The organism is Amycolatopsis sp. FDAARGOS 1241, assembly GCF_016889705.1.
Lineage (GTDB): Bacteria > Actinomycetota > Actinomycetes > Mycobacteriales > Pseudonocardiaceae > Amycolatopsis.
The window spans coordinates 6,923,829-6,950,000 of sequence record NZ_CP069526.1; the positions used below are offsets into that span (position 1 = coordinate 6,923,829).

22 protein-coding genes, 2 rRNA genes and 2 pseudogenes (1 of these 26 cut by a window edge) are annotated in these 26,172 nt (G+C 70.4%); 17 read left to right on the forward strand and 9 right to left on the reverse strand.

Going from position 1 to position 26,172, the window contains the following annotated elements:
* Positions 1–22 precede the first annotated feature (22 nt).
* Positions 23–712: a 2-C-methyl-D-erythritol 4-phosphate cytidylyltransferase gene (locus tag I6J71_RS33770; protein WP_204090552.1), complete on the reverse strand. Its 690-nt coding sequence runs from the start codon at positions 710–712 to the stop codon at positions 23–25.
* Positions 713–783: 71 nt separating this feature from the next.
* Here I6J71_RS33770 and cobT point away from each other — a divergent pair, with 71 nt between their 5' ends.
* Positions 784–1,863, forward strand: a complete 1,080-nt coding sequence (gene cobT, locus I6J71_RS33775; RefSeq protein WP_204090553.1) for a nicotinate-nucleotide--dimethylbenzimidazole phosphoribosyltransferase — start codon at positions 784–786, stop codon at positions 1,861–1,863.
* 64 nt (positions 1,864–1,927) lie between these two features.
* On the opposite strand, the gene I6J71_RS33780 is transcribed toward cobT, so the two are convergent.
* Positions 1,928–3,031: a branched-chain amino acid aminotransferase gene (locus I6J71_RS33780; protein WP_204090554.1), complete on the reverse strand. Its 1,104-nt coding sequence runs from the start codon at positions 3,029–3,031 to the stop codon at positions 1,928–1,930.
* A gap of 138 nt (positions 3,032–3,169) precedes the next feature.
* Here I6J71_RS33780 and I6J71_RS33785 point away from each other — a divergent pair, with 138 nt between their 5' ends.
* Positions 3,170–3,475, forward strand: a complete 306-nt coding sequence (locus I6J71_RS33785; RefSeq protein ID WP_204090555.1) for a hypothetical protein — start codon at positions 3,170–3,172, stop codon at positions 3,473–3,475.
* Positions 3,476–3,495: 20 nt separating this feature from the next.
* Here I6J71_RS33785 and I6J71_RS33790 read toward each other — a convergent pair whose 3' ends face one another.
* Both I6J71_RS33790 and I6J71_RS33795 read right to left on the reverse strand, forming a co-directional pair.
* Entirely contained in the window at positions 3,496–4,122 is a 627-nt protein-coding gene (locus I6J71_RS33790; protein ID WP_204090556.1) for a DUF402 domain-containing protein, read from the reverse strand.
* Entirely contained in the window at positions 4,115–4,972 is an 858-nt protein-coding gene (locus I6J71_RS33795) for a sulfatase (RefSeq protein WP_204090557.1), read from the reverse strand. Before I6J71_RS33795 ends, I6J71_RS33790 begins: the two co-directional genes overlap by 8 nt.
* Positions 4,973–5,074: 102 nt before the next feature.
* On the opposite strand from I6J71_RS33795, the gene I6J71_RS33800 reads away from it, so the two are divergent.
* Both I6J71_RS33800 and I6J71_RS33805 read left to right on the forward strand, forming a co-directional pair.
* Positions 5,075–6,586, forward strand: a complete 1,512-nt coding sequence (locus I6J71_RS33800; protein ID WP_204090558.1) for a leucyl aminopeptidase — start codon at positions 5,075–5,077, stop codon at positions 6,584–6,586.
* A gap of 70 nt (positions 6,587–6,656) precedes the next feature.
* Positions 6,657–7,631 (forward strand): SMI1/KNR4 family protein, encoded by a 975-nt coding sequence (locus tag I6J71_RS33805; RefSeq protein ID WP_204090559.1) that lies wholly within the window; start codon positions 6,657–6,659, stop codon positions 7,629–7,631.
* Here the strand turns inward: I6J71_RS33805 and I6J71_RS33810 are convergent.
* On the reverse strand, positions 7,628–7,972 hold the full coding sequence (locus I6J71_RS33810; protein WP_204090560.1) for an oxidoreductase: 345 nt from the start codon (positions 7,970–7,972) through the stop codon (positions 7,628–7,630). The two genes, I6J71_RS33805 and I6J71_RS33810, sit on opposite strands and share 4 nt — an antisense overlap.
* A 181-nt stretch (positions 7,973–8,153) precedes the next feature.
* On the opposite strand from I6J71_RS33810, the gene lpdA reads away from it, so the two are divergent.
* The 7 genes from lpdA to lipB all read left to right on the forward strand — a co-directional run bounded on the left by lpdA (position 8,154) and on the right by lipB (position 15,279).
* Positions 8,154–9,527 carry a dihydrolipoyl dehydrogenase gene (gene lpdA, locus I6J71_RS33815; protein ID WP_204090561.1) on the forward strand — a complete coding sequence of 458 codons (1,374 nt, stop codon included), beginning with the start codon at positions 8,154–8,156 and terminating at the stop codon, positions 9,525–9,527.
* A gap of 55 nt (positions 9,528–9,582) precedes the next feature.
* On the forward strand, positions 9,583–11,403 hold the full coding sequence (gene sucB, locus I6J71_RS33820) for a 2-oxoglutarate dehydrogenase, E2 component, dihydrolipoamide succinyltransferase (protein WP_204090562.1): 1,821 nt from the start codon (positions 9,583–9,585) through the stop codon (positions 11,401–11,403).
* Between the two features lie 386 nt (positions 11,404–11,789).
* The gene (locus I6J71_RS33825) at positions 11,790–12,524 is read left to right on the forward strand and encodes a hypothetical protein (protein WP_204090563.1); all 735 of its coding nucleotides are present in this window, start codon (positions 11,790–11,792) and stop codon (positions 12,522–12,524) included.
* A 4-nt stretch (positions 12,525–12,528) separates the two neighbouring features.
* Positions 12,529–13,014: a helix-turn-helix transcriptional regulator gene (locus I6J71_RS33830; RefSeq protein ID WP_204090564.1), complete on the forward strand. Its 486-nt coding sequence runs from the start codon at positions 12,529–12,531 to the stop codon at positions 13,012–13,014.
* A gap of 14 nt (positions 13,015–13,028) precedes the next feature.
* On the forward strand, positions 13,029–13,913 hold the full coding sequence (locus tag I6J71_RS33835; protein WP_204090565.1) for a TIGR01777 family oxidoreductase: 885 nt from the start codon (positions 13,029–13,031) through the stop codon (positions 13,911–13,913).
* Positions 13,910–14,539 (forward strand): phosphatase PAP2 family protein, encoded by a 630-nt coding sequence (locus tag I6J71_RS33840; RefSeq protein ID WP_204090566.1) that lies wholly within the window; start codon positions 13,910–13,912, stop codon positions 14,537–14,539. The genes I6J71_RS33835 and I6J71_RS33840 overlap by 4 nt, the downstream gene beginning before the upstream one ends.
* Positions 14,536–15,279 (forward strand): lipoyl(octanoyl) transferase LipB, encoded by a 744-nt coding sequence (lipB, locus tag I6J71_RS33845; RefSeq protein WP_204090567.1) that lies wholly within the window; start codon positions 14,536–14,538, stop codon positions 15,277–15,279. Before I6J71_RS33840 ends, lipB begins: the two co-directional genes overlap by 4 nt.
* A gap of 48 nt (positions 15,280–15,327) precedes the next feature.
* Here the strand turns inward: lipB and I6J71_RS33850 are convergent, their stop codons facing one another.
* The gene (locus I6J71_RS33850) at positions 15,328–16,260 is read right to left on the reverse strand and encodes an LLM class F420-dependent oxidoreductase (RefSeq protein WP_204090568.1); all 933 of its coding nucleotides are present in this window, start codon (positions 16,258–16,260) and stop codon (positions 15,328–15,330) included.
* Between the two features lie 24 nt (positions 16,261–16,284).
* A complete protein-coding gene (locus I6J71_RS33855) occupies positions 16,285–16,905 on the reverse strand; it encodes a TetR/AcrR family transcriptional regulator (protein ID WP_204090569.1) in 621 nt (206 codons plus the stop codon).
* A gap of 132 nt (positions 16,906–17,037) precedes the next feature.
* Between I6J71_RS33855 and I6J71_RS33860 the strand changes: the two genes are divergently transcribed.
* From I6J71_RS33860 to I6J71_RS33885, 6 genes and pseudogenes are all read left to right on the forward strand, one after another.
* Positions 17,038–17,574, forward strand: a complete 537-nt coding sequence (locus I6J71_RS33860; RefSeq protein ID WP_204090570.1) for a hypothetical protein — start codon at positions 17,038–17,040, stop codon at positions 17,572–17,574.
* 20 nt (positions 17,575–17,594) lie between these two features.
* Positions 17,595–18,545, forward strand: coding sequence for an oxidoreductase (locus tag I6J71_RS33865; protein WP_204090571.1), 951 nt, complete (start codon positions 17,595–17,597; stop codon positions 18,543–18,545).
* A gap of 37 nt (positions 18,546–18,582) precedes the next feature.
* Positions 18,583–19,584: a lipoyl synthase gene (lipA, locus tag I6J71_RS33870; protein WP_204090572.1), complete on the forward strand. Its 1,002-nt coding sequence runs from the start codon at positions 18,583–18,585 to the stop codon at positions 19,582–19,584.
* A 137-nt stretch (positions 19,585–19,721) separates the two neighbouring features.
* Positions 19,722–20,374, forward strand: a pseudogene (locus I6J71_RS33875) (DedA family protein).
* A 51-nt stretch (positions 20,375–20,425) separates the two neighbouring features.
* Positions 20,426–21,296, forward strand: a pseudogene (locus I6J71_RS33880) (patatin-like phospholipase family protein).
* Between the two features lie 108 nt (positions 21,297–21,404).
* A complete protein-coding gene (locus tag I6J71_RS33885) occupies positions 21,405–22,610 on the forward strand; it encodes an Ig-like domain-containing protein (RefSeq protein WP_204090573.1) in 1,206 nt (401 codons plus the stop codon).
* 1,330 nt (positions 22,611–23,940) lie between these two features.
* Here the strand turns inward: I6J71_RS33885 and rrf are convergent.
* Together rrf and I6J71_RS33895 are read right to left on the reverse strand one after the other, a co-directional pair.
* Positions 23,941–24,057, reverse strand: a 5S ribosomal RNA gene (rrf, locus tag I6J71_RS33890).
* Between the two features lie 81 nt (positions 24,058–24,138).
* A 23S ribosomal RNA gene (locus I6J71_RS33895) occupies positions 24,139–26,172 on the reverse strand; it runs 1,079 nt beyond the window's last position.

Here is a 26,172-nt window from a genome sequence, read left to right on the forward strand (position 1 = left end):
CGGGCCCCGGCTGCTCGTCCGCTCAGCGGGCGAGCAGCCGCTCGGCCACCGCGAGGTCGTGCGGGTAGGTGATCTTCAGGTTCTCCACCCCGCCGGGCACCCAGTGCACCGGCAGTCCGGAGAACCGCTCCATGCAGGACGCCGTGTCCGTGCCCAGGAAACCCTCGGCCGCGGCCTGCTCGTAAGCCGCCAGCAGTGGCCGCGCGCGGAACCCCTGGGGCGTCTGCACGCGGATCGCGCCCGGCAGCCGCGCGGCGACCGAACCGTCGGCGGCCAGCGACACCACGTCGTCGGCCGCGAGGCCCGGCACCGCTCCCCCGTGCTCCCGGGTCTGCGCGAGCACCTCGGTGATCAACGCCGGCGTCACAAGCGGTCGGGCGGCGTCGTGGATCAGGACGGCGTCGACGGCGCCCGCTTCGATGCGCGGCGCGAGGTGGCGCAGGGCGTTCAGCTCGGACGCCTGCCGGGTCGCGCCGCCGGTGACGACCTCGACCTTCCCCGGGTGCGCGGCCAGCACCTCGCCGGCCAGCGCCGTGTCCTCCGGCCGGATCACGAGCACGAGCACACCGAGGTCGGCGACCGCGGCGAACGCTGCCAGCGACCACGCCACGACCCGCCGGCCGGCCACCGGCAAGTAGACCTTGTTGAGCGCCGCTCCGACCCGGGTGCCGGCGCCACTGGCCAGCACGACCCCCGCCGCTGTCGTCTCCACGGTCGGCGACCCTACTGGAATGCGCTTCGGTAGGTTTGCGCGTGAGGACTCCCGCGAGAGAAAGGCCTGGCGTGGACGCGGACACCAGCATCGAGTTCGGCGAGATCGAACCACCCAGCGACCAGGCCCGGTCGGCGGCGATCGCACTGCACGACAAGCTCGTGAAGCCCGCGGGATCACTCGGGCGGCTCGAGGAGCTCGGCGTGTGGATCTCCGCGTGCCAGGGCCAGGCCCCGCCCCGGCCGTTCACCCGGCCGCGCGTGGTGGTGTTCGCCGGCGACCACGGCATCGCGAAGAGGGGCGTGTCCGCCTATCCGGCCGAGGTCACCTCGCAGCTGGTCGGCACCATGCTCACCGGCGGCGCGGCCATCAACGTGCTCGCGGCGGCGGCCGGGGCCAGCGTGCGGGTGGTCGACATGGCCGTGGACACCGAGGAATCGGCCATGCGCTCGATCAGCGAGTACAAGGTCCGCCGCGGCTCGGGCTCGATCGACGTCGAGGACGCGCTCACCGAAGACGAGGTCCGCGCCGCCGTGCTGGCCGGCATGAAGGTCGCCGACGCCGAGGTCGACAGTGGCGCCGACCTGCTCATCGCCGGTGACCTGGGCATCGGCAACAGCACGCCGGCGTCGGTGCTCGTCGCCGCCCTCACGGGCACGGAGCCGGTGGCCGTGGTCGGCCGCGGCTCGGGCATCGACGACAACACCTGGATGCGCAAGGCCGCCGCCATCCGCGACGCGCTGCGCCGCGCTCGCGCGGTGCTCGCCGACCCGCTCGCCCTGCTGCGCACGTCCTCCGGCGCCGACATCGCCGCGATGACGGGCTTCCTGGCCCAGGCGGCCGTCCGCCGCACCCCCGTGGTCCTCGACAGCCTCGTCGTCTGCTCGGCGGCGCTCGTGGCCGAGGAGCTCGCGCCCGGTGCCCGCCGCTGGTGGATGTCCGGCCAGCTCACCGGCGAACCCGCGCACGCCCTCGCGCTCGAGCACCTGGACCTCGGCGGGCTGCTCGACCTCGACGTCCGGCTCGGTGAGGGCACCGGCGCCGTCACGGCGCTGCCGTTGCTGATGATGGCCGCGCGCGTGCTCGCCGAGATGACCACGCACGAGCAGTCCGGTGTGTCGGGCCCACTCACGCCGGTGCCGGCTTCATAAGCCCCGCAACGAAAACAGGGCCGCACGGGACGAACCCGGGCGGCCCTTTTCCGTCCACAGTGGATCAGTTCAGCGGGTACATCCAGCCGGCCGAGCTCGGGCGGTCACCCTCCTGGATGCCGACCAGCTCTTCACGCAGCTTCATGGTGATCTCACCCGGCTGCCCGTCGGCGACGGTGAACTCGCCGCCGGCGTGCTTCACGTGGCCGACGGGCGTGATGACCGCCGCGGTGCCGCACGCGAAGACCTCGGTGAGCTCGCCGGAGGCGGCCGCCTTCTCCCACTCGTCGGTGGAGACCCGGCGCTCCTCGACCTTGTGCCCGGCGACCTCTGCCAGGTACAGCAGCGACTTGCGCGTGATGCCCGGAAGCAGCGAGCCGGACAGCTCCGGCGTGACCACGCGGGCGTCGGCGCCCGAGCCGAAGACGAAGAACAGGTTCATCCCGCCCATCTCCTCGACCCAGCGGCGCTCGACCGCGTCGAGCCACACCACCTGGTCGCAGCCGTTCTCGACGGCCTGCGCCTGCGCCACGAACGAAGCCGCGTAGTTGCCCGCGCACTTGGCAAACCCGGTGCCACCCGGGGCCGCGCGCACGTACTCCGTCGAGAGCCACACGCTGACCGGCTTCACGCCGCCCGTGAAGTACGACCCGGCGGGCGAACCGATGAGCGCGTACAGGTACTCGCTCGCGGGCCGGTTCACCCCGAGCCCCGTCGAGGTGGAGATCATGAACGGCCGCAGGTAGAGCGAGTCGCCCTTGCGCGTGGGCACCCAGCGCTCGTCGACCGCGATCAGCTCGCGCACCGACTGGACGAAGGTCTCCACCGGCAACTTCGGCATCGCGAGCCGCTCCGCGGACACCTGGAAGCGCTCGGCGTTGGCGTCGGGCCGGAACGCGGCGACCGTGCCGTCGGGCTGGCGGTAGGCCTTGAGTCCTTCGAAGATCGCCTGGCCGTAGTGCAGCACGGACGTGGCGGGGTCGAGCGAGAACGGCGCGTACGGCTCGACCTTGGCGTCGTACCAGCCGCGCTCCTCGCTCCACTTCACCGTCACCATGTGATCGGTGAAGAACGTGCCGAACCCGGGCTTGTCGAGTACCTCCGCGACGCGCTCGGGAGTCGCGGGGCCGGGATGCGGGACTCGGGAGAACTGCGTCGCTGTCGTCATGGCTGCAACTTTAGCGGTTGCTCGGAGGCGCGTTAGTCGGAAGACCACCTATTTCACGGGCCGCGCATCGACGCGCCCGCTGCGTGAGGGCCCGGGCGTGTTCTGCCCGCGTGGGCGATCCACCCCTACGATGGGGCCGTGAGCTTCCCAGCGACCTCGCAGCCGCACCCGCCCGCGAAGGCGGGTGCCGGAGACGGCGTGAAGACCTTCGTCACCGCGGTGTTCCTGACGTTCGGCGTCGGACTGCTCGGCATGGTCGGGTGGGCGCTGCTGGGCAGCGGGTTCGGCGGGTTCATCGGCCTGGTGGCCGGCGGGTTCGGCGTCTACTGGTGGCGCAGCCTGCACGGCAAGGTGTTCGCACCCGGTCTGCCCACCCGGTCGGTCGTCCTGCTGGTCGTGGTGAACGTCGTGCTCGCCGGGATTCTGCTGCTCACCGCGACCTGACGCTCACCGCGACCTGACGCTCACCGCAGGCCGGCGGGCAGCTGCGGCGCGGTCCATGCCGGGTCGGGCCGGAAGTCGGTGTGCGTGCCGTCGAAGGGGAACGCGCCCGCGTCGGCCAATGCGCCGATCCGCTCGCCCTCCGCACGCAGCCGGTCGAGCTGACCGGCCGTGAGGCGGCCGACGGCGAGCGCCTCCTCGGCCTCGTCCTCGTCGTCCCAGCGCCAGCCCCCGCCGGGGGTGACCACGACGTCGAGCACACCGTCGATGCGGTCCGGGCCGCTCGCGGTGCGCCCGAGCGGCACCTCCAGGTTCACGTACCAGTCGCGGAAGGTGCCGTCGGCCTCGAAGAACCACCACACCGAGGACCACCGGCCCTCGGGGATCATCCGCAGCGTCGACGTGCCGCGCCACGTGTCGGGCACCGGCACGCGCGGCACACGGAAGCGTTCCGCCAGCGGCGCCTCGCGCATCGTGCGGCCGTCGGCGAGCCGGCTGCCGACGATCGGCGTGCCGACGGGCAGCCAGCCGAACAGGACGTCGCCGTCGTCGGCCACGACGCGCAGCGGGTGGTGCTGGCCGATGCTGCCGTCGGGCCGCAGGAAGCGCTCCACGACGGTGTCCCCCGGCGCCCAGCGGTGATCACTCATGCGCGACACGGTAGCGGCGGTTGCGGGCCCGCAGGACCAGTTCCACCACTGTGCCGAGCCCGGCCGCGACCAGCACCGCATACGGCGACGCGAACAGGGCCGCGGCGAGCGCCAGGACGATCCCGGCAGCCGACTCCCAGCCGCGTTCGGGTGCGTACCGCTCGCGGGCGTCGGTGAACGTGGTGAGCGTGGCGGGAACCGTCGCGAGCACGACGACCACCGTGAGCAGCGGCTGCAGCTGGCCGGCGTCGGCGGCGTAGAGCAGATCGCGGATCGACGTCGCCGACAGCCCGAGCCGGTCGGGCCCGAGCTGTACCAGCGCGACGATCGTCACGAGCACCGCGAGCCCGCCGAGTGTCAGGGCCCGCAGGCTCACGCGGTCGGGAGCCACCGGGAGCAGGAACGGCAGCGTGATCAGCGCCGAGACCACGACCGCGGCGGGACTCGGTGTCCCGATCGGCGTCGACGTGACGACCGGGGCCACCACTGCGCACAGCACGATGAGCACCACCGCCGCGGCGATCAGCACCACGGTGAGCCAGCGCGTCAGCGCGGCGGGCAGCCGCAGGCCGGCGAGATCGGCCACGGCGACCACGAGCACGAGCCCGGCGCCCGCGTACGCGGGTTGCGCCGGGACGACGTAGGCGCCGAAGACGATCGCCTGCACCACGACCAAGGCGAGGCGGGTGAACGCGCCGACGTACCGCTCGAGGGGGGTGTCGCCCAGTGCGGGCAGGCGCGAAACGACCGCCGCGACCACCGCGGCGAGCACGACCCCGGCCAGCACCCAGTACCCGGCCCCGGCGGCCCCCACCGCCAGCACGACGAGGAGCCCGCCCCCGAGTCGCACAATGGTCCCCTTCCGACGTCCGGCCACGTCTGTCATTAGCATGGCTCACGATCGGTCCGGGCACGTCGCCCGGTACCACCGCGACAGCGCGAGGAGCCAGAAGTGACCGTGCCGAAGCTTGCCCTTTCCGAGAACACCGAGGCGGCGCTCGCCAAGACCCGCGCCGACGTGGTCGTGATCGGCACCCTCCAGGGCGAGGACGGCCCGGTGCTCGCCGCGGGCGCTGCGGTCGCCGACGCCGCCTTCGACGGCAAGCTCGCCGAGGTGCTGGCGACGCTCGGCGCCACCGGCAAGGCCGAGCAGGTCGTGAAGCTCCCGACGCTGGGCAAGCTGCCCGCGGGCGTCGTGCTGGCGGTGGGCTTGGGCAAGGCCGCGGATGGCCAGGACGGCACCGTCACCGCCGAGCAGGTCCGCCGCGCCGCCGGTGCGGCCGCCCGCGCGCTGGCCGGCACCGAGCGCGCGTTCGTCACGCTGTCGGCGCTCGACCTGCACGCGGCCGTCGAGGGCACGGCGCTCGGCGCGTACACCTTCACCGAATACCGCTCCGCGAAGGGCGACGCCCCACTGGCCAAGGCCGACTTCGTCAGCCCGGAGGACGGCACCGCGCGCGAGCACAAGGCGACGCTGAAGGCCGCCACCGCGATCGCCGAATCGGTGATCATCACCCGCGACCTCATCAACACCCCGCCCAACGACCTGTTCCCGGCTTCGTTCGCCGACCGCGCGCAGAAGCTGGCCGAGGACAACGGCCTCGACTTCGAGGTCCTCGACGAGAAGCAGCTCAAGCGCAAGGGCTTCGGCGGCATCCTCGGCGTCGGCGGCGGCTCCGTCCGGCCGCCGCGGCTGCTGCGCGTGGGCTGGAAACCGGCGAAGGCGAGGAAGAAGGTCGCGCTGGTCGGCAAGGGCATCACGTTCGACTCGGGCGGCATCTCGATCAAGCCTGCCGCGGGCATGGACCACATGACCTCGGACATGTCCGGCGCGGCCGCGGTGCTCGCGTCGGTGGTGCTGGCCGCGAAGCTCAAGTACCCGCTCGAGGTGACCGCGCACATCCCGCTGGCGGAGAACCTGCCCTCGGGCAGCTCCTACCGACCGGGTGACGTGCTGACGATGTACGGCGGCAAGACCGTCGAGGTCCTCAACACCGACGCGGAAGGCCGCCTGGTGCTGGTCGACGCGATGGTGCGCGCGGCCGAGGAGAACCCCGACTACCTCATCGAAACCGCCACGCTCACCGGCGCGCAGGTCGTGGCGCTGGGCAACCGCACCGCGGGCGTCATGGGCTCCGACGAGTTCCGCGACCGCGTCGCCGCCATCATGCAGGCCACCGGCGAGGGCGGCTGGGCGATGCCGCTGCCCGAGGAACTGCGCGCCGACCTGGAGTCGCGCCTGGCCGACATCGCGAACGTCACGGGCCACCGCTGGGGCGGCATGCTCGCGGCCGGCCTGTTCCTCAAGGAGTTCGTGGCCGACGGCTTGCCGTGGGCCCACATCGACGTCGCGGGCCCGGCGTTCAACACCGGCTCCCCCTGGGGTTACACCGGCAAGGGCGGCACCGGCGTGCCGGTCCGGACCATCGCGGCGGTCCTGGCGGACATCGCCGACCGCGGCTGAGCTCCTCGTCCGGGTCGCGGCCCCTCACCGCGCGCGGTGAGGGGCCTCTTCTTGTGGCACCCTCGGTGCCGTGGACCGTGACGCGTACCTCGAGACCGCGATCCGCGACGTCCTCACCGGCGACGAGCCCACGCTCGACCACCGCGTCGGGCACGCCGCGCTGCTGCTCGCCACGGCGGGCGCGGGCGCGGCGGCGGACCGGCTCGCGACGCAGTGGCGCTCGGTGACGGAGCGGCCGGCCACGCGGCTCGCCGACGACGCCGTGCGGGCCCGGGCGTGGGCGGTGCTGTTCGAGGCGCGCGGCGACCGTCCACAGTGGGCGGACGCGTTGACTCCGCTGGACCTCGACGCGGAAGAGCAGGCGCACCAGGCGTTCCTGACCCGGCAGGTGTCCGATCTGGACGGTGTCTTCGACGGATCACCGGTCGCCGCGGTGGTGGGTGCGCTCGCGCCGGGCCGGTCCGACCGCGTGCGCGCCGCGCTGGCCGAAGGCGACCTCCCACAGTGGACGGAGCTCACGGCGAACCAGGAGCAGCCCGACGTCGCCGCCCTCGGCGCCACGCGGAACCTGGCGCGGCAGCTGGTCCACGGAGCCGACCCGCTCGGGCTCGGCGCCGAGTGGCCGGACCTCTGCGCGGGCGCCCTCGTCGCCGCGTTGCGCGAGCGCTACCCGTCGACGGCGGACAGCTGGCCGCAACTGGTCGCCGCGATCGTGCGGGAACGCGGTCAGGTGGCGCCGCCGCCGGCGGCCGACGCGGACATCCGCGCGGCCGAAACCCGGCTGGGCACCACGCTGCCCGAGGACTACCGCGAGTTCCTCCACACCGCCGACGGCCTGCCCGCCGACGTCGCCTTCCCGCGGTTGCTGCGCGCGGAAGAACTCCGGGCCGACGGGACCGTCGTGATCGTCTCGGAACCGGCGCTCGTCCTGCTCATCGCGACGGGGCACGCCGTGGAGGTCGACCTCACCCTCGGCAGCACCGCGCACGTGTCGTTCCGCGCGCTGCTCGAACGCCACCTCGGCCTGCTCGAGGCCAGCCGCTAGGCCTGGCCGTGCTTCTTGCGCTCGGTGTACTCGCGCATGCGCCTGGGGTAACCGACCCGCGACACCTCGTACACGGGGATCGAGTGCTTCTGCCCGAAGTGCAGTGCCGCCGGCAGGCTGCCGATGCGCCGGCGGGTCCATTCGCCGTCGTGAGCGATGAGCACCACAGTGGTTTCCGTCACCGTGGTGCGGGGCTCCACGTACGCCTCGACCCCACGCCTCGTCGAGGCCCATTCCTCCAGGTGACGCGTGTCTTCCGAAGTGGCCCGACGCATGGTCCCCCGGCGCCTGCCGCCGCGACCGCGCCGGCGCAGCGAGTCGAAGATCCCCACTCCGACCACCTCTCTTCCTGCAGGAGTACGGCTTCCATTATTCCCACGGCCGGGTGTGGTCGGTGTCGCACGGCCGGGTTGGTCGGGCGAATCGCCGTAGTGACAAGATGGCTGGTGTCGCGCGCGCGGTTATACCGGCCCGGCGCGACGACGGAGCTTCACCCCCTACCGCTGCCGAGGAGTTATTGAAGTGAGCGACACCTCCGCCGACCTTGTGATCCTGGGAGGCGGATCGGGCGGCTACGCCGCGGCTTTCCGCGCGGCCGAGCTGGGCCTTTCCGTCACGTTGATCGAGAAGGACAAGCTGGGCGGGACCTGTCTGCACCGCGGGTGCATCCCGACCAAGGCCCTGCTCCACGCCGCCGAGGTCGCCGACGAGACTCGCGAATCGGAGTCGGTCGGGGTCAAGGCCGTGTTCGAAGGCATCGACATCGCCGGGGTCAACAAGTACAAGGACGGCGTCGTCGCCCGCCTGTACAAGGGCCTCCAGGGCCTGGCCAAGGCCCACAAGGTCAACCTCGTGGAGGGCACCGGCACCTTCGTCGGCGGCACGACCGTCGAGGTCGACGGCACGCGGTACACCGGCAAGAACGTCATCCTCGCCACCGGTTCGTACTCGCGGACCCTGCCCGGCCTCGAGCTCGGCGGCCGCATCATCGCCAGCGAGCAGGCGCTCGCGCTCGACTGGGTGCCGAAGAAGGCCGTGGTCCTCGGCGGTGGCGTGATCGGCGTCGAGTTCGCGAGCGTCTGGGCCTCCTTCGGCGTCGACGTCACCGTGGTCGAGGCCCTGCCGCGCCTGGTGCCCGCCGAGGACGAGTTCGCCTCCAAGCAGCTCGAGCGCGCGTTCCGCCGCCGCAAGATCGCCTTCAAGACGGGCGTGAAGTTCACCGGTGCGAAGCAGGACGACAACGGGGTGAGCGTTTCGCTGGAGTCCGGCGAGACCATCGAGGCGGACCTCCTGCTGGTCGCCGTCGGCCGCGGGCCGAACTCGGCCGGCCACGGCTACGAGGAAGCCGGCGTCAAGATCGACCGCGGCTTCGTCCTCACCGACGAGCGCCTGCGCACCAACCTGCCGAACGTCTACGCCGTCGGCGACATCGTCCCGGGCCTGCAGCTCGCTCACCGCGGTTTCCAGCAGGGCATCTTCGTCGCCGAGGAGATCGCCGGCCTCAACCCGCGCGTGATCGACGAGCGCGGCATTCCGCGCGTCACCTACTCGCACCCCGAGGTCGCCTCGGTCGGGCTCACCGAGTCGCAGGCCAAGGAGAAGTACGGTAACGACGTCACCACCTACACCTACGACCTCGGCGGCAACGGCAAGAGCCAGATCCTCAAGACCTCCGGTGGCGTGAAGCTGGTGAAGGCCCCCGACGGCCCGGTCGTCGGCGTGCACATGGTGGGTGACCGCGTCGGCGAGCTGATCGGTGAAGCCCAGCTGGTCTACAACTGGGAGGCCTTCCCGGAGGACGTTGCCCCGCTGATCCACGCCCACCCCACCCAGACCGAGGCCCTCGGTGAAGCGTTCCTCGCCCTCGCGGGGAAGCCGCTGCACGTGCACAGCTGACGTCTCACCAGCAGAATCCAACTCACGACTTACAGATCAAGGGAGTCAGCGAACGATGGCCTACTCCGTCACGTTGCCGGAGCTCGGTGAGAGCGTCACCGAAGGCACCGTCACCCGGTGGTTGAAGCAGGAAGGCGAGACCGTCGAGGTCGACGAGCCCTTGCTCGAGATCTCCACCGACAAGGTCGACACCGAGGTCCCGTCCCCGGTGGCAGGCACGCTGGTGAAGATCAGCGCTCAGGAGGACGAGACCGTCGAGGTCGGCGGCGAGCTCGCCGTGATCGACGACGGCACCGGCGGGGTCCCCGCCGCCGCCGAGCCGGCCGCCGCGCCCGCGCCGGAAGCCGCTCCGGAGCCGCAGGCGGCCCCCGAGCCTGAGCCGGCGCCCGCCGCGCAGGCCGAGGCCCCGTCGCGGCCGGACACCGCGCCCGCGGCCGGTGGCCAGGGCACCGAGGTCAAGCTGCCCGAGCTGGGCGAGAGCGTGACCGAGGGCACCGTCACCCGCTGGCTCAAGCAGGTCGGCGACTCGGTCGACGTCGACGAGCCGCTGCTCGAGATCTCCACCGACAAGGTCGACACCGAGGTCCCGTCGCCGGTCGCCGGCACGGTCCTCGAGATCCGCGCCGGCGAGGACGAGACCGTCGAGGTCGGCGGGGTTCTCGCGGTGATCGGCGACGCCGGTGCCGCGCCCGCCCCGGCCGCTCCCGCGCCGGCCCCGGCTCCGGCCGCTCCGGCGCCCGCGGCTGAAGCTCCGGCTCCGGTTCAGGAGAGCAAGCCGGCTCCCGCGCCCGCCGCGCCCGCGCCTGCCCCGGCGGCTCCGGCTCCAGCCCCCGCTGCCCCGGCTCCGGCCGCTGCCGCTCCGGCTGCCAAGGCCACGGACAACGGCTCGGCGGCCGACGGCCCGTATGTCACTCCGCTGGTGCGCAAGCTCGCCTCCGAGCACGACATCGACCTGGCATCGCTGACCGGCAGCGGTGTCGGTGGCCGCATCCGCAAGCAGGACGTGCTCGCGGCGGCCGAGGCGAAGCAGAAGCAGCAGGCCGCTCCGGCGCCCGCCCCTGCCGCCCCCGCCCCTGCCGCGCCCGCCGCCCAAGCTCCGGCCGCTGCCGCCCCGGCGGCACCGCGCGCCACCGTCTCGCCGGACGTCGCCGCGCTGCGTGGCACCGTCCAGAAGGCGAGCCGGATCCGCCAGATCACGGCCACCAAGACCCGTGAGTCGCTGCAGGTCTCCGCGCAGCTGACCCAGGTGCACGAAGTCGACGTGACCAAGGTCGCGAAGCTGCGCCAGCGCGCGAAGGCGGCGTTCAAGGAGCGCGAGGGCGTGAACCTCACGTTCCTGCCGTTCTTCGCCAAGGCGACGGTCGAGGCGCTCAAGCAGCACCCGAACGTCAACGCGTCCTACAACGAGGACACGAAGGAGATCACCTACCACGGCGCCGTGCACCTGGGCATCGCGGTGGACACCGAGCGCGGCCTGCTCTCGGTCGTGATCCACGACGCGGGTGAGCTGAGCCTGGCCGGTCTCGCGCACCGCATCGCCGACCTGGCGGCGCGGGCCCGGGCCAACCAGATCAAGCCGGACGAGCTGACCGGCGGCACCTTCACCATCACGAACATCGGCAGCAACGGCGCCCTGTTCGACACGCCGATCATCGTGCAGCCGCAGTCCGGCATGCTCGGGACCGGCGCCGTCGTGAAGCGCCCGGTCGTGGTGACCGACGCCGAGGGCAGCGACACGATCGCCGTCCGCTCGATGGTGTACCTGCCGCTGACCTACGACCACCGTTTGGTCGACGGCGCCGACGCCGGCCGCTTCCTGACGACGATCAAGCAGCGGCTGGAAGAGGGCAAGTTCGAGGACGAGCTGGGTCTCTGACCTCGCTGAACGCCTCCGCGAAGGCCCCGTACGCCCCCAGGGTGTGCGGGGCCTTCGCCGTGTCAGTCCAGGAGGTAATTCCGGAATCACGGAATCTCGGAATACCGTGAGTCCGTGCGCACCTGACGCATACTCCTGACCAGCGCGGCCGCCGTGAGCACCGCCGCCATTGCTCCACCCCCGCCACCGCCCGCGCCGGGACGCCGCCGGATCTCACCGCCACCGACGCGGTGGCTGCAATGGCCGGCCGCCCGCCGCGACGCGGTTTCGGCCGTGTTCGACGACGGCACCGGCCACCGCCTGGCCCACCGGCTGCGCACCCCGCGCCCGCTGGCGTCGGCGACTGGGACGCCCGCTACCCGTATGGCGGCGACGGCGGCTCGCACTTGCGGTCGTACACGCTCCTCGGGATTCCCCACGACGCGTGCGGCATCGCGATCGATCCCGACCAGACCGTGCCGCTGCACCGCATGGCCGAGCTGATGATCGGACTCAGCGACGGCGCCGCGGCCGATTACCTGCGGGCCCGGCTCGGCGACAGCGCGCTGCGGGCCACAGCGGCGCGCGCGGGGTCGTTCGACCGGATGTTCAGCGGCGAGACCCTCCTGCTGCTGTTCCCCGAGTTCTGCCCGCCGTCCGGCGCTCCCGCTGCAGTGCGCCGCGCGGCCGGCGACCGGCTATCCGACCGGTTCGGCCACGACGAAGCCTTCCGCGCCCAGGTGGTCCCCCGCGTCGCCGCCCGACCGCCCACAGTGGACGACAGCTCGTCTGGGCCGCCGGCACCGGCCGCGGCACGGCCACGCACCTGGCCGCCCTGCACCATGAAATCACTACCGCGCAAGGGAAATCCGCCTACCTGGCCCGGCAGCTCCTGGGCCACCAGTACGCCGGGCACCAGCCGCCGGCGCGGAGGCGATGCAGTTCAAGAGCGGCAGCTACCCCGGAATCCTCATGCTCGCCACAGGCGGCTGTGGCCGGACCGCCGCCCCGGCACGGCCGTGCTCCTGATCGCGACCCCGTCCGTGGACCTCGCGAACGCCGCCGCGTTGCTCGACCTGTGCGTCGGCAGCCCCACGACCCCCGCCACCTTCGCGGAAGTGAGCCGCGCGCTGGGACACTGAGTGCATGACCGAAGACCTCGCCGAGCGCGTCGCGGCACTGGAACGGCGGGTCGCCGCGCTCGAAGGGCGACCCGAGGAGTCCACTCCGGACGGTCCCGGCGGGGTCGTCGGCTACCAGGGTGAACTCACTGACCCGAACCTCACCTGGCAGATCCGGCTCACCACGACCGCCGTGCTCGGCCTGCCCGACGGACCGCGCGCCGAAGTGCTGGCCGCGCTGGCGAGCCCGGACCGGATCGCGCTCGTGCGCGTGCTCGCCCGCGACGGCGCGCAGGCGGGCGCCGCACTGCAGGAAAGCGCGGGCCTGGGTTCTCCCGGGCGGCTCTACCACCACCTGAAAACGCTGACCGCCGCCGGCCTCGTGGAGCAGGACCGGCGTGGCAGCTACCGGTTGCGCCCCACCGCGGTGATCCCGGCGCTGGTGCTGCTGACGGCCGCCGCTGAAATCGCGGGCGAGCTGCGGCCGGGCGTGCGGTCCGCGGACGGATAGGACACGATCTCAGCATGCGGGTACTCATCGCGGGCTCCGGCGGGCTCATCGGCACGGCGCTGACCGCGCGGCTGCGTTCGGACGGCCACGACGTGCGCCGCCTGGTGCGGCGCGCCGCGCGGACGGCGGATGAGCGCGGCTGGGACCCGCCGTCGGCGCGGATCGACGAGGGCGCGTTCGAGGGCGTCGACGCGGTGGTGAACCTGTGCGGCGCACCCCTCCTGCCGGGCCGCTGGAGCGCGATGCGCAAGCAGGTGCTGCTCGACAGCCGGGTCGAGCCCACCGAGGTCCTCGCCGAGGCCGTCGCCGACCACGGGGTCGGGGTGCTCGTGAACGCGTCCGCCGTCGGGTTCTACGGGAACACCGGCTCCGCGGTCGTCGACGAGACCACCGGCACGGGCTCCGGGTTCCTGGCTGAGCTGTGCACGGCGTGGGAAGGCGCGACGGCTCCGGCGGCGGCCGCGGGCGCGCGAGTCGTGACGGTGCGGACCGGGCTCGTGCTCTCACGCCGCGGCGGGCTGCTCGACGTGCTGCGGCCGCTGTTCAAGTTCGCGCTCGGCGGCCGGCTCGGCAACGGCCACCAGTACATGCCGTGGATCGCGCTCGAAGACGAGGTGGGCGGGATCGTCCACGCGCTGGAACACCAAACGCTGGCCGGTCCGGTGAACCTCACGGGTCCGGCGCCGGTCACCAACGCCGAGTTCACGCGCGCGCTCGGCCACGCCGTGTACCGGCCCGCGCCGTGGTGGGTGCCGGGAATCGCGATGAAGCTCGCGCTGGGCCAGGCCGCCGAGGAGATGGCCTTGTTCGGCCAGCGCGCCGTGCCCCGGCGGCTCGAGCACACCGGCTACGAGTTCCGCCACCGGACGCTGGAAAGCGCGCTCGCCGCCGCGACATGATCGTGCCGAGAGTGCGCTGGGTCGTCACGGGGGTGGTGCTGCTCGCCGCGTTCGTCGCACTGGGCCTGCTCGTCGACCGGCAGCCGCTGCGGCTCGACGTCGAGGTCGCCACGGCCCTGCGCGGCCAGGACACGCGGCCGGCCGGGCTGGTCGCGGGGGTGGTCACGAACGTCCTCGGGCCCGTGCTGCCGTGGGTGCTCGGGGTGGTGCTCGTCGCGTTCGCGCTGCGGGACCGCGCCCGGCTTTCGGTCTACGCGCGGCTCGCCGCGGTGCTGGTGCTGTGCCGGGTGATGAGCGTGGTGTTCAAGCCCGCGTTCCTGCGGCAACGGCCGCGCGCGTACCCCGAGTTGAGCTACCCGAGCGGGCACGTCGTGTCGGTCGCCGCGACCGGTCTGGTCGTGGTGCTGCTGTGCGGCTGGGCCGCGCGCCGGTTCGTCCGCCTCGCGACGTTCGTCGCCGCGGCCGCGACGGTGCTCGCGGCGGTCTGCCGGATCGTGCTGGGTGTGCACTGGGTCACGGACACCGTCGGCGCTGTGCTCGCGGTGCTGGGGATGGGCCTGGTGTCGGCCACAGCACTTCGGCTTCTGCCCTTTCCGGACGCCGACGGGCGTAGCCTCGTCGGGTGAGTTCTTCGACGATTTCCTGCCGTGCCACGAGCGATCCCGTCGACGTCCGGGAGCTCGGCACGATCGAGTACACCGAGGCCTGGGACCTGCAGCGCGAGATCCTCACCGCGCGCGCCGACGAAACCGGGCCGGACACGTTGCTCCTGCTGGAGCACCCGTCGGTCTACACCGCCGGCAAGCGCACCGAGCCCGAGGACCGCCCGGCCGACGGCACCCCGGTGATCGACGTGGACCGCGGCGGCAAGATCACCTGGCACGGGCCGGGCCAGCTGGTGGGTTACCCGATCCTGAAGCTCGCCGATCCCATCGACGTCATGCACTACGTCCGGCGGCTCGAAGAGGCGCTGATCGTGGTGTGCGAGCAGCTCGGCGTGCGCACCGGCCGCGTCGAGGGCCGCAGCGGCGTGTGGATCCCCGCCGACGAGCGCGGCATCGAGCGCAAGATCGCCGCCATCGGCATCCGCGTGCAGCGCGGCGTCACGATGCACGGCTTCGAGCTCAACTGCAACGCCGACCTCGCTGCCTTCGACACGATCGTCCCGTGCGGCATCCGCGACGCGGGCGTCACGTCACTGTCCTACGAGCTCCAGCGCGACGTGCCGGTGTCCGAGGTCCTGCCGCTGGCCCGCGACGCCGTGCTCGCCGCGCTGGCGGGCGAGCTGCCGGTGCGCGACGACCGCTGGCTGCCGCGTCCGGAGGCGCCGTCCGCGCCGGGCGTCACCTTCGCCTTGCAGAGCTGACCCGGGCCGGGTGGTGGGCGCCGCGAAACGGCCCACCACCCGGGCGCGTCACAGCTGCGGAGCCACGTCGGAGGCGATGAACTCGAGGTGGTCGAGGTCCGCCAGGTCGAGGACCTGCAGGTAGAGCCGGGTGATATCCGTCTTCTCCCGCCACTGGCCGATGCGGTCGACGACCTCGGCGGCGGTGCCCGCGAGGCCGTTTTCGCGCAGTTCCGACAGGTCGCGCCCGATCGCGGACGCGCGGCGCGCCACCTCGGCGTCGTCGCGGCCGATGGCGACCGTCAGCGCCACCGAACGGAGGATCTCCTTCGGGTCGCGGCCCAGCGCCTCGGCCGCGGCCGCGACGCGCTCGAACTGCGCCAGCGCCGTGTCCTGGTCGGTGAACGGCAGGTTGAACTCGTCGGCGAAGCGAGCGGCCAGCTCAGGTGTGCGCTTCTTGCCGCCGCCACCGATGATCACGGGCGGCGCGGGCGACTGCGCCGGCTTCGGCAGCGCGGGCGAATCGGTGAGCGTGTAGTGCTCACCGGAGAACGAGAACGTCTCCCCCGCAGGCGTCTTCCACAGGCCGGTGATGATCTCCAGCTGCTCGGCGTAGCGGTCGAAACGCTCCTTCAGCGGCGGCAGCGTCAGGCCGTACGCGGTGTGCTCGGCGTCGAACCAGCCCGCGCCGAGCCCGAACTCCACGCGCCCGCCCGACATCTGATCGACCTGCGCCACGGAGATCGCCAGCGGGCCGGGGTGGCGGAACGTCGCCGCCGTCACGAGCGTGCCGAGCCGGATCCGCTTCGTCTCGCGGGCGAGGCCACCCAGGGTGAGCCACGCGTCGGTGGGCCCGGGCAGCCCGTCGCCCGACCCCATCTTGAGGTAGTGGTCGCTGCGGAAGAACGCGTCGAAACCGGCTGCCTCGGTCGCACTCGCGACGCGCAGGAGGTCGTCGTAAGTGGCGCCCTGCTGGGGCTCCGTGAAGATCCTCAAGTCCATGGCGCCAGCGTAGCCAGGGCGGGTTCAGCTCGCGGCCGGTCGCTCCCCCGCTTCGCCGGGCCGGCGCAGCCGCAGCAGCATCCGCACGATCACGTCCTCGATCTGTGCGCCGACCTGCTTCGGGTCGGTCGCGCTCGCGATCTCCGTGGCCGCGGACGACAGCGCGCCGAACAGCAGCCGAGCGGTGAGGTCGACCGGCACCGGCTCCACCTCGCCGGCGTCGACGAGCGCCTGCAGGCCCGAGCGCACGAGCCCGAAGCTGCACTGCTCCTCGGCCTCGCGCCAGCGCTCCCAGCCCATCACGACGGGCGCCTCGTGGATCGCGATCCGCTGGTAGGCGGGGTCGAGACAGCTCTTGATGAACGCGTTGAGCGCGCCCAGCACCCGCTCCCACGGCGTGCCGGGACCGGTCATGATCTTGTCGAGCCGGTCGTAGACCAGGCTCTCCACGGAGTCGAACGCGGCCTCGAAGAGCGCCTGCTTCCCGCTGAAGTGGTGGTAGAGCGCGCCCTTCGTCACGCGGGCACGTTTGGCCACCTCGTCGAGCGAGGTACCCGCGTATCCGCGTTTCGTGAACAGCTCCACCGCGCTTTCGACCAGGGCGGATCGCGTGGACTCCGAGTAGTCGAGTCGTCTGGACCTCATTGTCGGCACCCTCACAACCTTACGCCGGACGGCGATCTCCATACCCATGGTATGTTCGCCGCGTCAGGTCCGTACCGGGAGTATGCCGCAGACCCGCGGTATGGCCCGGGTCACCGAAGGGGAGCCCACACCATGAGCTGGACCGACTTCTACCGACGCCGGGAGATCCTCGAAGCGGCCGTGCGCCAAGCGAAGCGCACCCCCGGTGAGCCGCTCGACCTCGCCGAGATCCCCGGCGCCACCGACGCTTTCGGCTGCGAAGAGCGCCTGCTGCTGGCGCTGCAGCACAAGTGGACGCAGGTGCTCGGGGGGCATCTGCGCGCCGAGCTCGCCGATCCCGAGGACGCCGCCGACGACGGCGTCGGCGACCAGGTCGACGCCGTTTGCCGGGCGTGGCGACGCGCCCAGGCCGAGCACGAGGCGCTGCGCGCCCTGCTCGACGCGGGCCTCGAACGCCACCCGGCGCTCGTCCCGCTGCACGAGGGTGAGCTGCGGATGCTCGCCGTCACGGCCGGGCTCGCCGAGCCCGGTGAGCCGGCCGAGGAACTCACCCGCGTCGGGTACGCGTTCGACTCGCTCGTCCGCGCGGGTGACCGGCGCCCCGAGCGCCCGGCCCGCCGCCGCAGCCCGGTGGGGCACCTGATGCGGCTGCTCGCGCCCACCGCGTGACGTGTAGTTAGGTGGACCTCGTGAACCGACGCTGGACCGAGGCCGACGTGGCCGACCAGACCGGCCGGACCGTCCTTGTCACCGGCGCCAACTCGGGACTGGGCCTGCGCACGGCCGAAGTCCTCGCCGGCCGCGGCGCGCGGGTGCTGCTCGCGTGCCGCTCGGCCGAACGCGGTGCCGCGGCGCTGGCACGCGTCAGCTCGGTGGCGTCGGGGCCGGCGCCCGAACTGGTGTCGCTGGATCTGGCCGACCTGTCTTCGGTGCGCAAGGCCGCCACGGCCGTGCGCGCGCTGACCGGCGACGCGCTCGACGTGCTCGTGAACAACGCCGGCGTGATGGCCACCGCGAAGGCCAAGACCGCCGACGGGTTCGACCTGCAGTTCGGCACCAACCATCTGGGCCACGCGGCGCTGACGTGGCTGCTGATGCCCGCTCTGCGCGGCGGCACGGCGGCGCGCGTGGTCACGGTGTCGAGCCTCGCCGCCGTCGGCGCGCGCATCCGGCTGGACGACCCGAACTTCGAGCACCGCTGGTACAACACAGCGGCCGCGTACGGGCAGTCGAAGCTCGCCAACCAGGCTTTCGCGCTGGAGCTGGACCGGCGGCTGCGCGCGGCCGGGTCCCCGGTGCTCAGCGTCGCCGCGCACCCCGGCTACACGACGACCGGCCTCGAGACGAACACGGCGACTTCGTACCGCAACCCGGTCGTGCGCAGCCTGATCCTCGGCGGCGCGCGGCTCGGCGACCTGTTGATCGCCCAAGACGTCGCGCAAGGCACGTTGCCGCAGCTCTACGCGGCCACCGCGTCCGGCGTCGAGGGCGGCGACTACTACGGCCCGGACCGCCTGTTCAACGCCCGCGGCTGCCCCACGAAGGTGCGGACGCTCGCCGCCGCCCGCAACCCCGCGACGGGGTCCGCATTGTGGGAGCTGACGGCCGGGTTGACGAACGTCACGCCCGACCCGCAGTAGGCGAAACGCCCGGTGCGCCGGGCGTACTGTGGTGGGCGTGACTGTTGCGCCTGAAGGGCGGAAGCTGCTGCGGCTGGAGGTCCGCAACAGTGAGACGCCCATCGAGAAGAAGCCGTCGTGGATCAGGACGCGGGTGCGGATGGGGCCGGAGTTCACGGAGCTCAAGGGTCTGGTGCGGCGCGAGGGTCTGCACACCGTGTGTGAGGAGGCGGGCTGTCCCAACATCTATGAGTGTTGGGAGGATCGGGAGGCGACGTTCCTGATCGGTGGTGATCAGTGCACGCGGCGGTGTGATTTTTGTCAGATCGACACGGGGAAGCCGGCTGCGCTGGATCGCGTGGAGCCGCGGAAGGTCGCGGAATCGGTGCAGGCCATGGGGTTGCGCTATTCGACGGTCACGGGGGTGGCGCGTGATGACCTCGAGGACGGGGGCGCGTGGCTGTATGCGGAAACGGTGCGGCAGATTCACGCGCTGAACCCGGGGACGGGTGTGGAGCTGTTGATCCCGGATTTCAATGCGGATCCGGTTCGGTTGGCCGAGGTGTTCGGTGCGCGGCCGGAGGTGTTGGCGCACAACGTGGAGACGGTGCCGCGGATTTTCAAGCGCATCCGGCCCGGGTTCCGCTATGCGCGGTCGCTCGAGGTGATTGCGCGGGCCCGTGAGGCCGGTCTGGTGACGAAGTCGAATCTGATCCTCGGGATGGGCGAGACCCCGGAGGAGGTCGGGCCGGCGATGCGCGATCTGTATAACGCGGGCTGCGAGATTCTGACGATCACGCAGTACCTGCGGCCGTCGTCGCGGCATCATCCGGTGGACCGGTGGGTCAAGCCCGAGGAGTTCGTGGAGCATGCGAAGGCGGCCGAGGCGCTCGGCTTCCCCGGTGTGATGGCGGGACCGCTCGTGCGCTCGTCCTACCGCGCCGGCCGCCTGTACGCCCAGACCAAGGCCCACCGCGGCGAAGAACTGCCGGAAAACCTCCGCCACCTCGCGGACCAGGGCCCGGCCGCCCAGGAAGCCGCCTCGCTGCTCGCCCGCTGACCACGGCTTCGACCGGAGGGCCCGCTCACCTCGAGCGGGCCCTCCGTCGTTGCGCTCCCCTACGGCTACCCCTGGGAACTCCCCCCATCTACGGAAGATCGCCGTTGCCAATTACAAAGAGTCCGTAAAGTGACTTTGTGGCTTTGGTAACGGATCTCTTGAACTGGCTGCAAGGACTCCCGGAACCGGGCCTTGTCGCTGCGGCGGGCGGGCTGGTGTTCGCCGAGTGCACGATCGGGCTGGGTTTCGTCGCACCCGGCGAGTCGGCCTTGCTGACCGCGGCGACGACGGCGACGACCGCACCGCGGTTCCTCACGTTGTGGGCCGTCGTGACGATCTGCGCGGCGCTGGGCGATTCGGTCGGCTACGCGCTCGGGCGGCGGTTCGGGCCGCGCCTGCGCGGGACGAAGCTGATCCGCAAATACGGCCTGGACGCGTGGGACAAGCGGCAGCCGTCCTCGAACGGCGGGGCGCGTGGGCGGTGTTCTTCGCGCGGTTCCTGCCCGTCTTACGGACGCTGACGCCGGCCGCCGCGGGCGCTTCGCGATTGCCGTTCCGGAAGTTCCTGCCCGCGACGGCCGCGGGCGCGCTGTGCTGGTCGGCCGTGCACATCAGCCTCGGGGCGGCGCTGGGCGAGGCGGCGAAACGGGTGGAAGGTGCCCTCAGCACGGGATTCCTGATCGCGGCGGCCGTGGTTGCCGGGGTACTGGTGTTCTTCCTGGTGCGGCTGAAGAAGCGCAAGGCGCTGGCCCCCGAAGTGGTGGAGGAGCCCGTGCGCGCCACGGAGTGAACTATCCGGCCCCACCCGTTCGCGAGTGTTCCAGGCCTTACCGTCGAGGACATGACGCCACTCGATCTTCCGGGCCCCGTCGCGTTCGTGCTCGGCGGTGGCGGCAGTCTCGGCGCGTTGCAGGTCGGGATGCTGCGCGCGCTGGACGAAGCCGGTGTGGTGTCCGACCTCGTGGTGGGCACGTCGGTGGGTTCGCTCAACGCGGCTGTGCTCGCGCTGCGGGGCGGCGACCGGCTCGCGCGCCTGCGCGAAATCTGGCAGCACATGACGAAGCACGAAGCCTTTCCCGGCGGTGTCTTCAGTCAGGTCCGGACCCTTCGGCACAGCAAGAGGAACCTGTTTCCGAACACCGGCCTGGCGAAGATCGTCGACGACCGGCTCGGTGCGGGCCGCCGGTTCGAGGACCTGGCCCTGCCGCTGGCCGTCGTCACGACGGACGTCGAAACGGCCGAGCCGGTGCAGGTCCGGAGTGGGCCGTTGCGAGAACCGTTGCTCGCCAGCTGCGCGATCCCGGGCATCTACCCGCCGGTGCAGCACGACGGGCGGCTGCTGTACGACGGCGGGCCTGGTCGCGAACGTGCCGATGCGCCAGGCGCTCGCGATGGGTGCGAAGTCGCTCGTAGTGCTCGATTGTGCGTTTCCGGGCAAGATGCCCGGTCCACCGCGCACGTTCGTCGAGGTGATGATGTTCACCGCGTTGATCAGCATGCGCAACCAGGCGGCACTGGAGGCTCCCCTGGCGGCGCGGCGCGCGCCGGTGGTCTACCTGCCCGGGCCGGCGCCAGCGCGGGTGAGCCCGCTGGACTTCACGCGCACGGACCAGCTCGCGGAAGAGGCGTACGACGCGGCCCGCGGCTACCTCAAGGAACTCGTGGTCGACGGGCCCGGGCTCTACGGCGCTCCGGGCCTCCTCGTGACGTGATCCACACCACTGCGATGCACCGATCCGCTGCATGGGGCGTCTTCACGATCGCGTAGTTTTGAAAAAGAAGAAGCCTGCCGGCCCGCGATACCCCGCAAAAGAGACAAAATGTTCCCGAAGAAGACTTTCCTTTCGGTTGCCGGAATTCTCGCGGCAACCTTGATGGTGTCGGCCTGTTCCTCCGGTGGGGACACCGGGGGGTCCGCGTCGCCCGCCACCGCGGACGGCTCGAGCCAAGCCGCTGCGCCCGCCGCGGTCGTGTCCATCGATCCGGCCGACGGCAAGGACATCAGCCCGACCACGCCGATCGTCGTCAAGGCAGCCAACGGGAAGCTCACCGACGTGACGGTGACGAACTCGAAGGGCAAGACGGTCGCCGGCAAGCTCACGTCGGACGGCTCGTCCTGGTCCAGCACCGAGGTGCTCGGCTACAGCGGCACGTACAAGATCGTGGCCCACGCCCAGGGCGCCGACGGCAAGCCCGTCGAAAAGGACGGCCAGATCACCACGTTGACGCCGACGAAGCAGGCGAACGCGAACCTGATCCCCGCTCCGTCGGCCGTGAAGTCGACCGGGGTCGGCGTGGGCCAGCCGATCGTGTTCAGCTTCGGTACCGCGGTGAAGAACAAGGCCGCAGTGGAGAAGGCCCTGTCGGTGGAGTCGTCGCCGAAGCAGGAGGGCAGCTGGTACTGGATGGACGACAAGAACGTCCACTACCGGCCCAAGGAGTACTGGCAGCCGGGCACCACGCTGACCGTCACGGCGAAGATCTACGGCGTCGACTTCGGCAACGGCGTGTACGGCGCCGAGGACCGTACCGAGACGTACAAGGTGCACGACTCGTGGATCGCCAAGGCGGACGGCAACACCGAGCAGATGCAGATCTTCCACAACGGCTCGATGGTCAAGTCCATGCCGATCTCCATGGGCAAGGACGCGACGCCGACCCACCTGGGCCCGCACGTGATCTCGTTCAAGTCGGCGAACTACACGATGGACTCGTGCACCTACGGCGTCTGCCCGCCCGACCCGAAGGCCTACCGCTCCGACGAAAAGTGGTCCGAACGCATCTCGAACGACGGCGAGTTCGTCCACGAGAACCCGAACAGCGTCGGCCAGCAGGGCAGCTCCAACGTGTCCCACGGCTGCATCAACCTCAACGCCGCCAACGCCGAGTGGTTCTTCCAGAACTTCGGCCTCGGCGACGTCGTGGAGGTCACCAACTCGGGCGGCCCGCAACTCCCGGTCTGGGACCTGTACGGCGACTGGTCCAAGTCCTGGACGGACTGGCAGAAGGGCTCGGCCCTCTCCTGACGGGGATTTCGCGCTGACAGGCCACAAAGGCGCCGGAGCTACTTGGCTCCGGCGCCTTTCTTCTTGTCTGGGCTTTGGTGGCTTCCGAGCGGTGGCTTGCGGGGTGACTGGCGCGAGTTGCCGGGTTCTGCTGCCGCGCAGTGAGTCGGTCGCCGGGCCGCGGTGATGGCGCTTCGAAGCGCTACAAGATCCGCTGAGGACCTCTATGGGCCAACGGCTGTGGTTGCTCCATCCTGGCCCGACTGGACCGTCGCGAGGCCGACTGAGGCCAAATCCGAGCCGCTGCACCACCAATGCGTACGGGCAGCGATGTCTGCCTGCCGGCACGACTTCGCTACCACACCGCTGAGCGACTCTCGAGCCACGTGCAACGGGCTGGCTCTGGCTCTGGCTCTGGCTCTGGCTCTGGCTCTGGCTCTGGCTCTGGCTCTGGCTCTGGCTCTGGCTCTGGCTCTGGCTCTGGCTCTGGCTCTGGCTCTGGAAGCACGGTCACCACTTCGCGCCGATCGCGAAGACCGTCGGGCAGCTGTTCGACCTCTCGGCGGATCCGGAGGCCGGCATCGCCCGGCCCGGTCCCGCCGGCTCGGCGGTCAACCGACTGTTCACGGCGCGCCGCGCAGCCGCGAGGAGCTGACCGCCTTCCGCGAGGCCACCACCTGGGCGCGCCACCGCAAGCACGCGAACGTCCGCGATCAGAGAAGCTTCCCGACCGGCTGGCCGCTCTGGGATTTCCTTCGCCATGAACAGAAGCAGGCCGGTCGTCGGGAGACAGCCCCCGCCCTCCCAAGGGGGGCGTCCCCGAGTCCATTCTATCGGCCACCCCCGACAGAAACGGGGGGACAGCGGCAGGGCGGGGTGGCTGTCCACAACTCGATCGGGTGGGGATGAACTGCGGGGCGGCGCTAGGCCTGTGCGCGGAGGGCCCTCGGCACCGGCGCTGTTCGAGCGATCAAGGGGCAGCCGGAGCTGCTTGTCGGGCGTCGATGCAGACAGGCCTGGTGGCGGCGAATTGGGCGTATCGGGCGACTCGCACTGTTAGGTGGAGACAGTGCGGGATGGGAGCCGGCGCTGGACCACCGGTGCGCGAAGGAGCCGAGAGAACCGGCGACCCTGGTTCCCGTCGAGCGGCGACCTCGACCGGACCGGTGTGACGGCCCAGCGCTACGGCGAGACGACGACCGCGCTGGTCTTCTCGTCCCCCGTGGTGCGCCGGCCGATCACCCCACCCCACTGACGACGCCGACCAGCCGACCGCCGGGAAACGGTGGCGAATGGAGAAAGGCCCCGGGAGAACCATACGGTTCTCGACCGGGGCCCGACTCGAGGTAACGTTCGGCGGCGTCCTACTCTCCCACAACCCTTCGGTTGCAGTACCATCGGCGCTACCAGGCTTAGCTTCCGGGTTCGGAATGGGACCGGGCGTTTCCCTGGCGCTATAACCACCGAAACACTACGAAACAACACACACCATGTTTGTTTCCACACGGTGTGGTGTTTCAGAGCTGTAGAGTGGATGCGTAACATCTTCGTGGGCAAGTCCTCGGCCTATTAGTACCAGTCAACTCAACAACACATTACTGTGCTTCCATCTCTGGCCTATCAACCCAATCGTCTCTTGGGGGCCTTAACCCACAACGGGGTGGGATACCTCATCTTGGAACAGACTTCCCGCTTAGATGCCTTCAGCGGTTATCCCTTCCGAACGTGGCCAACCAGCCATGCCCCTGGCGGAACAACTGGCACACCAGAGGTTCGTCCGTCCCGGTCCTCTCGTACTAGGGACAGCCTTCCTCAAGTATCCTACGCGCGCGGCGGATAGGGACCGAACTGTCTCACGACGTTCTAAACCCAGCTCGCGTGCCGCTTTAATGGGCGAACAGCCCAACCCTTGGGACCTACTCCGGCCCCAGGATGCGACGAGCCGACATCGAGGTGCCAAACCATGCCGTCGATATGGACTCTTGGGCAAGATCAGCCTGTTATCCCCGGGGTACCTTTTATCCGTTGAGCGACACCCCTTCCACCAGGAGGTGCCGGATCACTAGTCCCGACTTTCGTCCCTGCTCGACATGTCTGTCTCACAGTCAAGCTCCCTTGTGCACTTGCACTCAACACCTGATTGCCAACCAGGCTGAGGGAACCTTTGGGCGCCTCCGTTACCCTTTAGGAGGCAACCGCCCCAGTTAAACTACCCATCAGGCACTGTCCCTGAACCAGATCATGGCCCGAGGTTCAGATTCCCAATTCGACCAGAGTGGTATTTCAACAACGACTCCACAGCAACTAGCGTCACCGCTTCACAGTCTCCCACCTATCCTACACAAACCGAACCGAAAACCAATACCAAACTATAGTAAAGGTCCCGGGGTCTTTCCGTCCTGCCGCGCGTAACGAGCATCTTTACTCGTAGTGCAATTTCGCCGGGCCTGTGGTTGAGACAGCCGGAAAGTCGTTACGCCATTCGTGCAGGTCGGAACTTACCCGACAAGGAATTTCGCTACCTTAGGATGGTTATAGTTACCACCGCCGTTTACTGGCGCTTAAATTCTCAGCTTCGCGCCGAAGCGCTAACCGGTCCTCTTAACGTTCCAGCACCGGGCAGGCGTCAGTCCATATACATCGTCTTGCGACTTCGCATGGACCTGTGTTTTTAGTAAACAGTCGCTTTCCGCTGGTCTCTGCGGCCACCCACCCCTAGCCCGCGAAGGACTTCAAGGTGTTTGGCCCCCCTTCTCCCGAAGTTACGGGGGCATTTTGCCGAGTTCCTTAACCACAGTTCACCCGATCGCCTCAGTATTCTCTACCTGACCACCTGTGTTGGTTTGGGGTACGGGCCGTGCATGCACTCACTAGAGGCTTTTCTCGGCAGCATAGGATCACCCTCTTCGCCTCAAACGGCTACGCATCACGTCTCAGCCCATTGCCATGCGGATTTACCTACATGACGGCCTACACGCTTACACCAGGACAACCATCGCCTGGCGGAGCTACCTTCCTGCGTCACCCCATCGCTTGACTACTACAACATCAGATCCCACGCTCCACACGACATATCCGTCCGAAGACTTCCACGCCGGCTTCGGGTGGTTAGTATCAACTGCCTCGTCATGGGCGCACATGCTCGGGTACGGGAATATCAACCCGTTGTCCATCGACTACGCCTGTCGGCCTCGCCTTAGGTCCCGACTTACCCTGGGCGGATTAGCCTGGCCCAGGAACCCTTGGTCATCCGGCGGCAGAGTTTCTCACTCTGCATTCGCTACTCATGCCTGCATTCTCACTCCCACACCCTCCACGACTCGCTCACACGGCCGCTTCCCTGGATGCAGGACGCTCCCCTACCCATCCACACCACTACACAATCCCCCGAAGGAGAAAGCGGATGTATTGTGTGAATGACACAGCTTCGGCGGTGTGCTTAAGCCCCGCTACATTGTCGGCGCAGGACCACTTGACCAGTGAGCTATTACGCACTCTTTCAAGGGTGGCTGCTTCTAAGCCAACCTCCTGGTTGTCTGGGCAATCCCACATCCTTTCCCACTGAGCACACACTTAGGGGCCT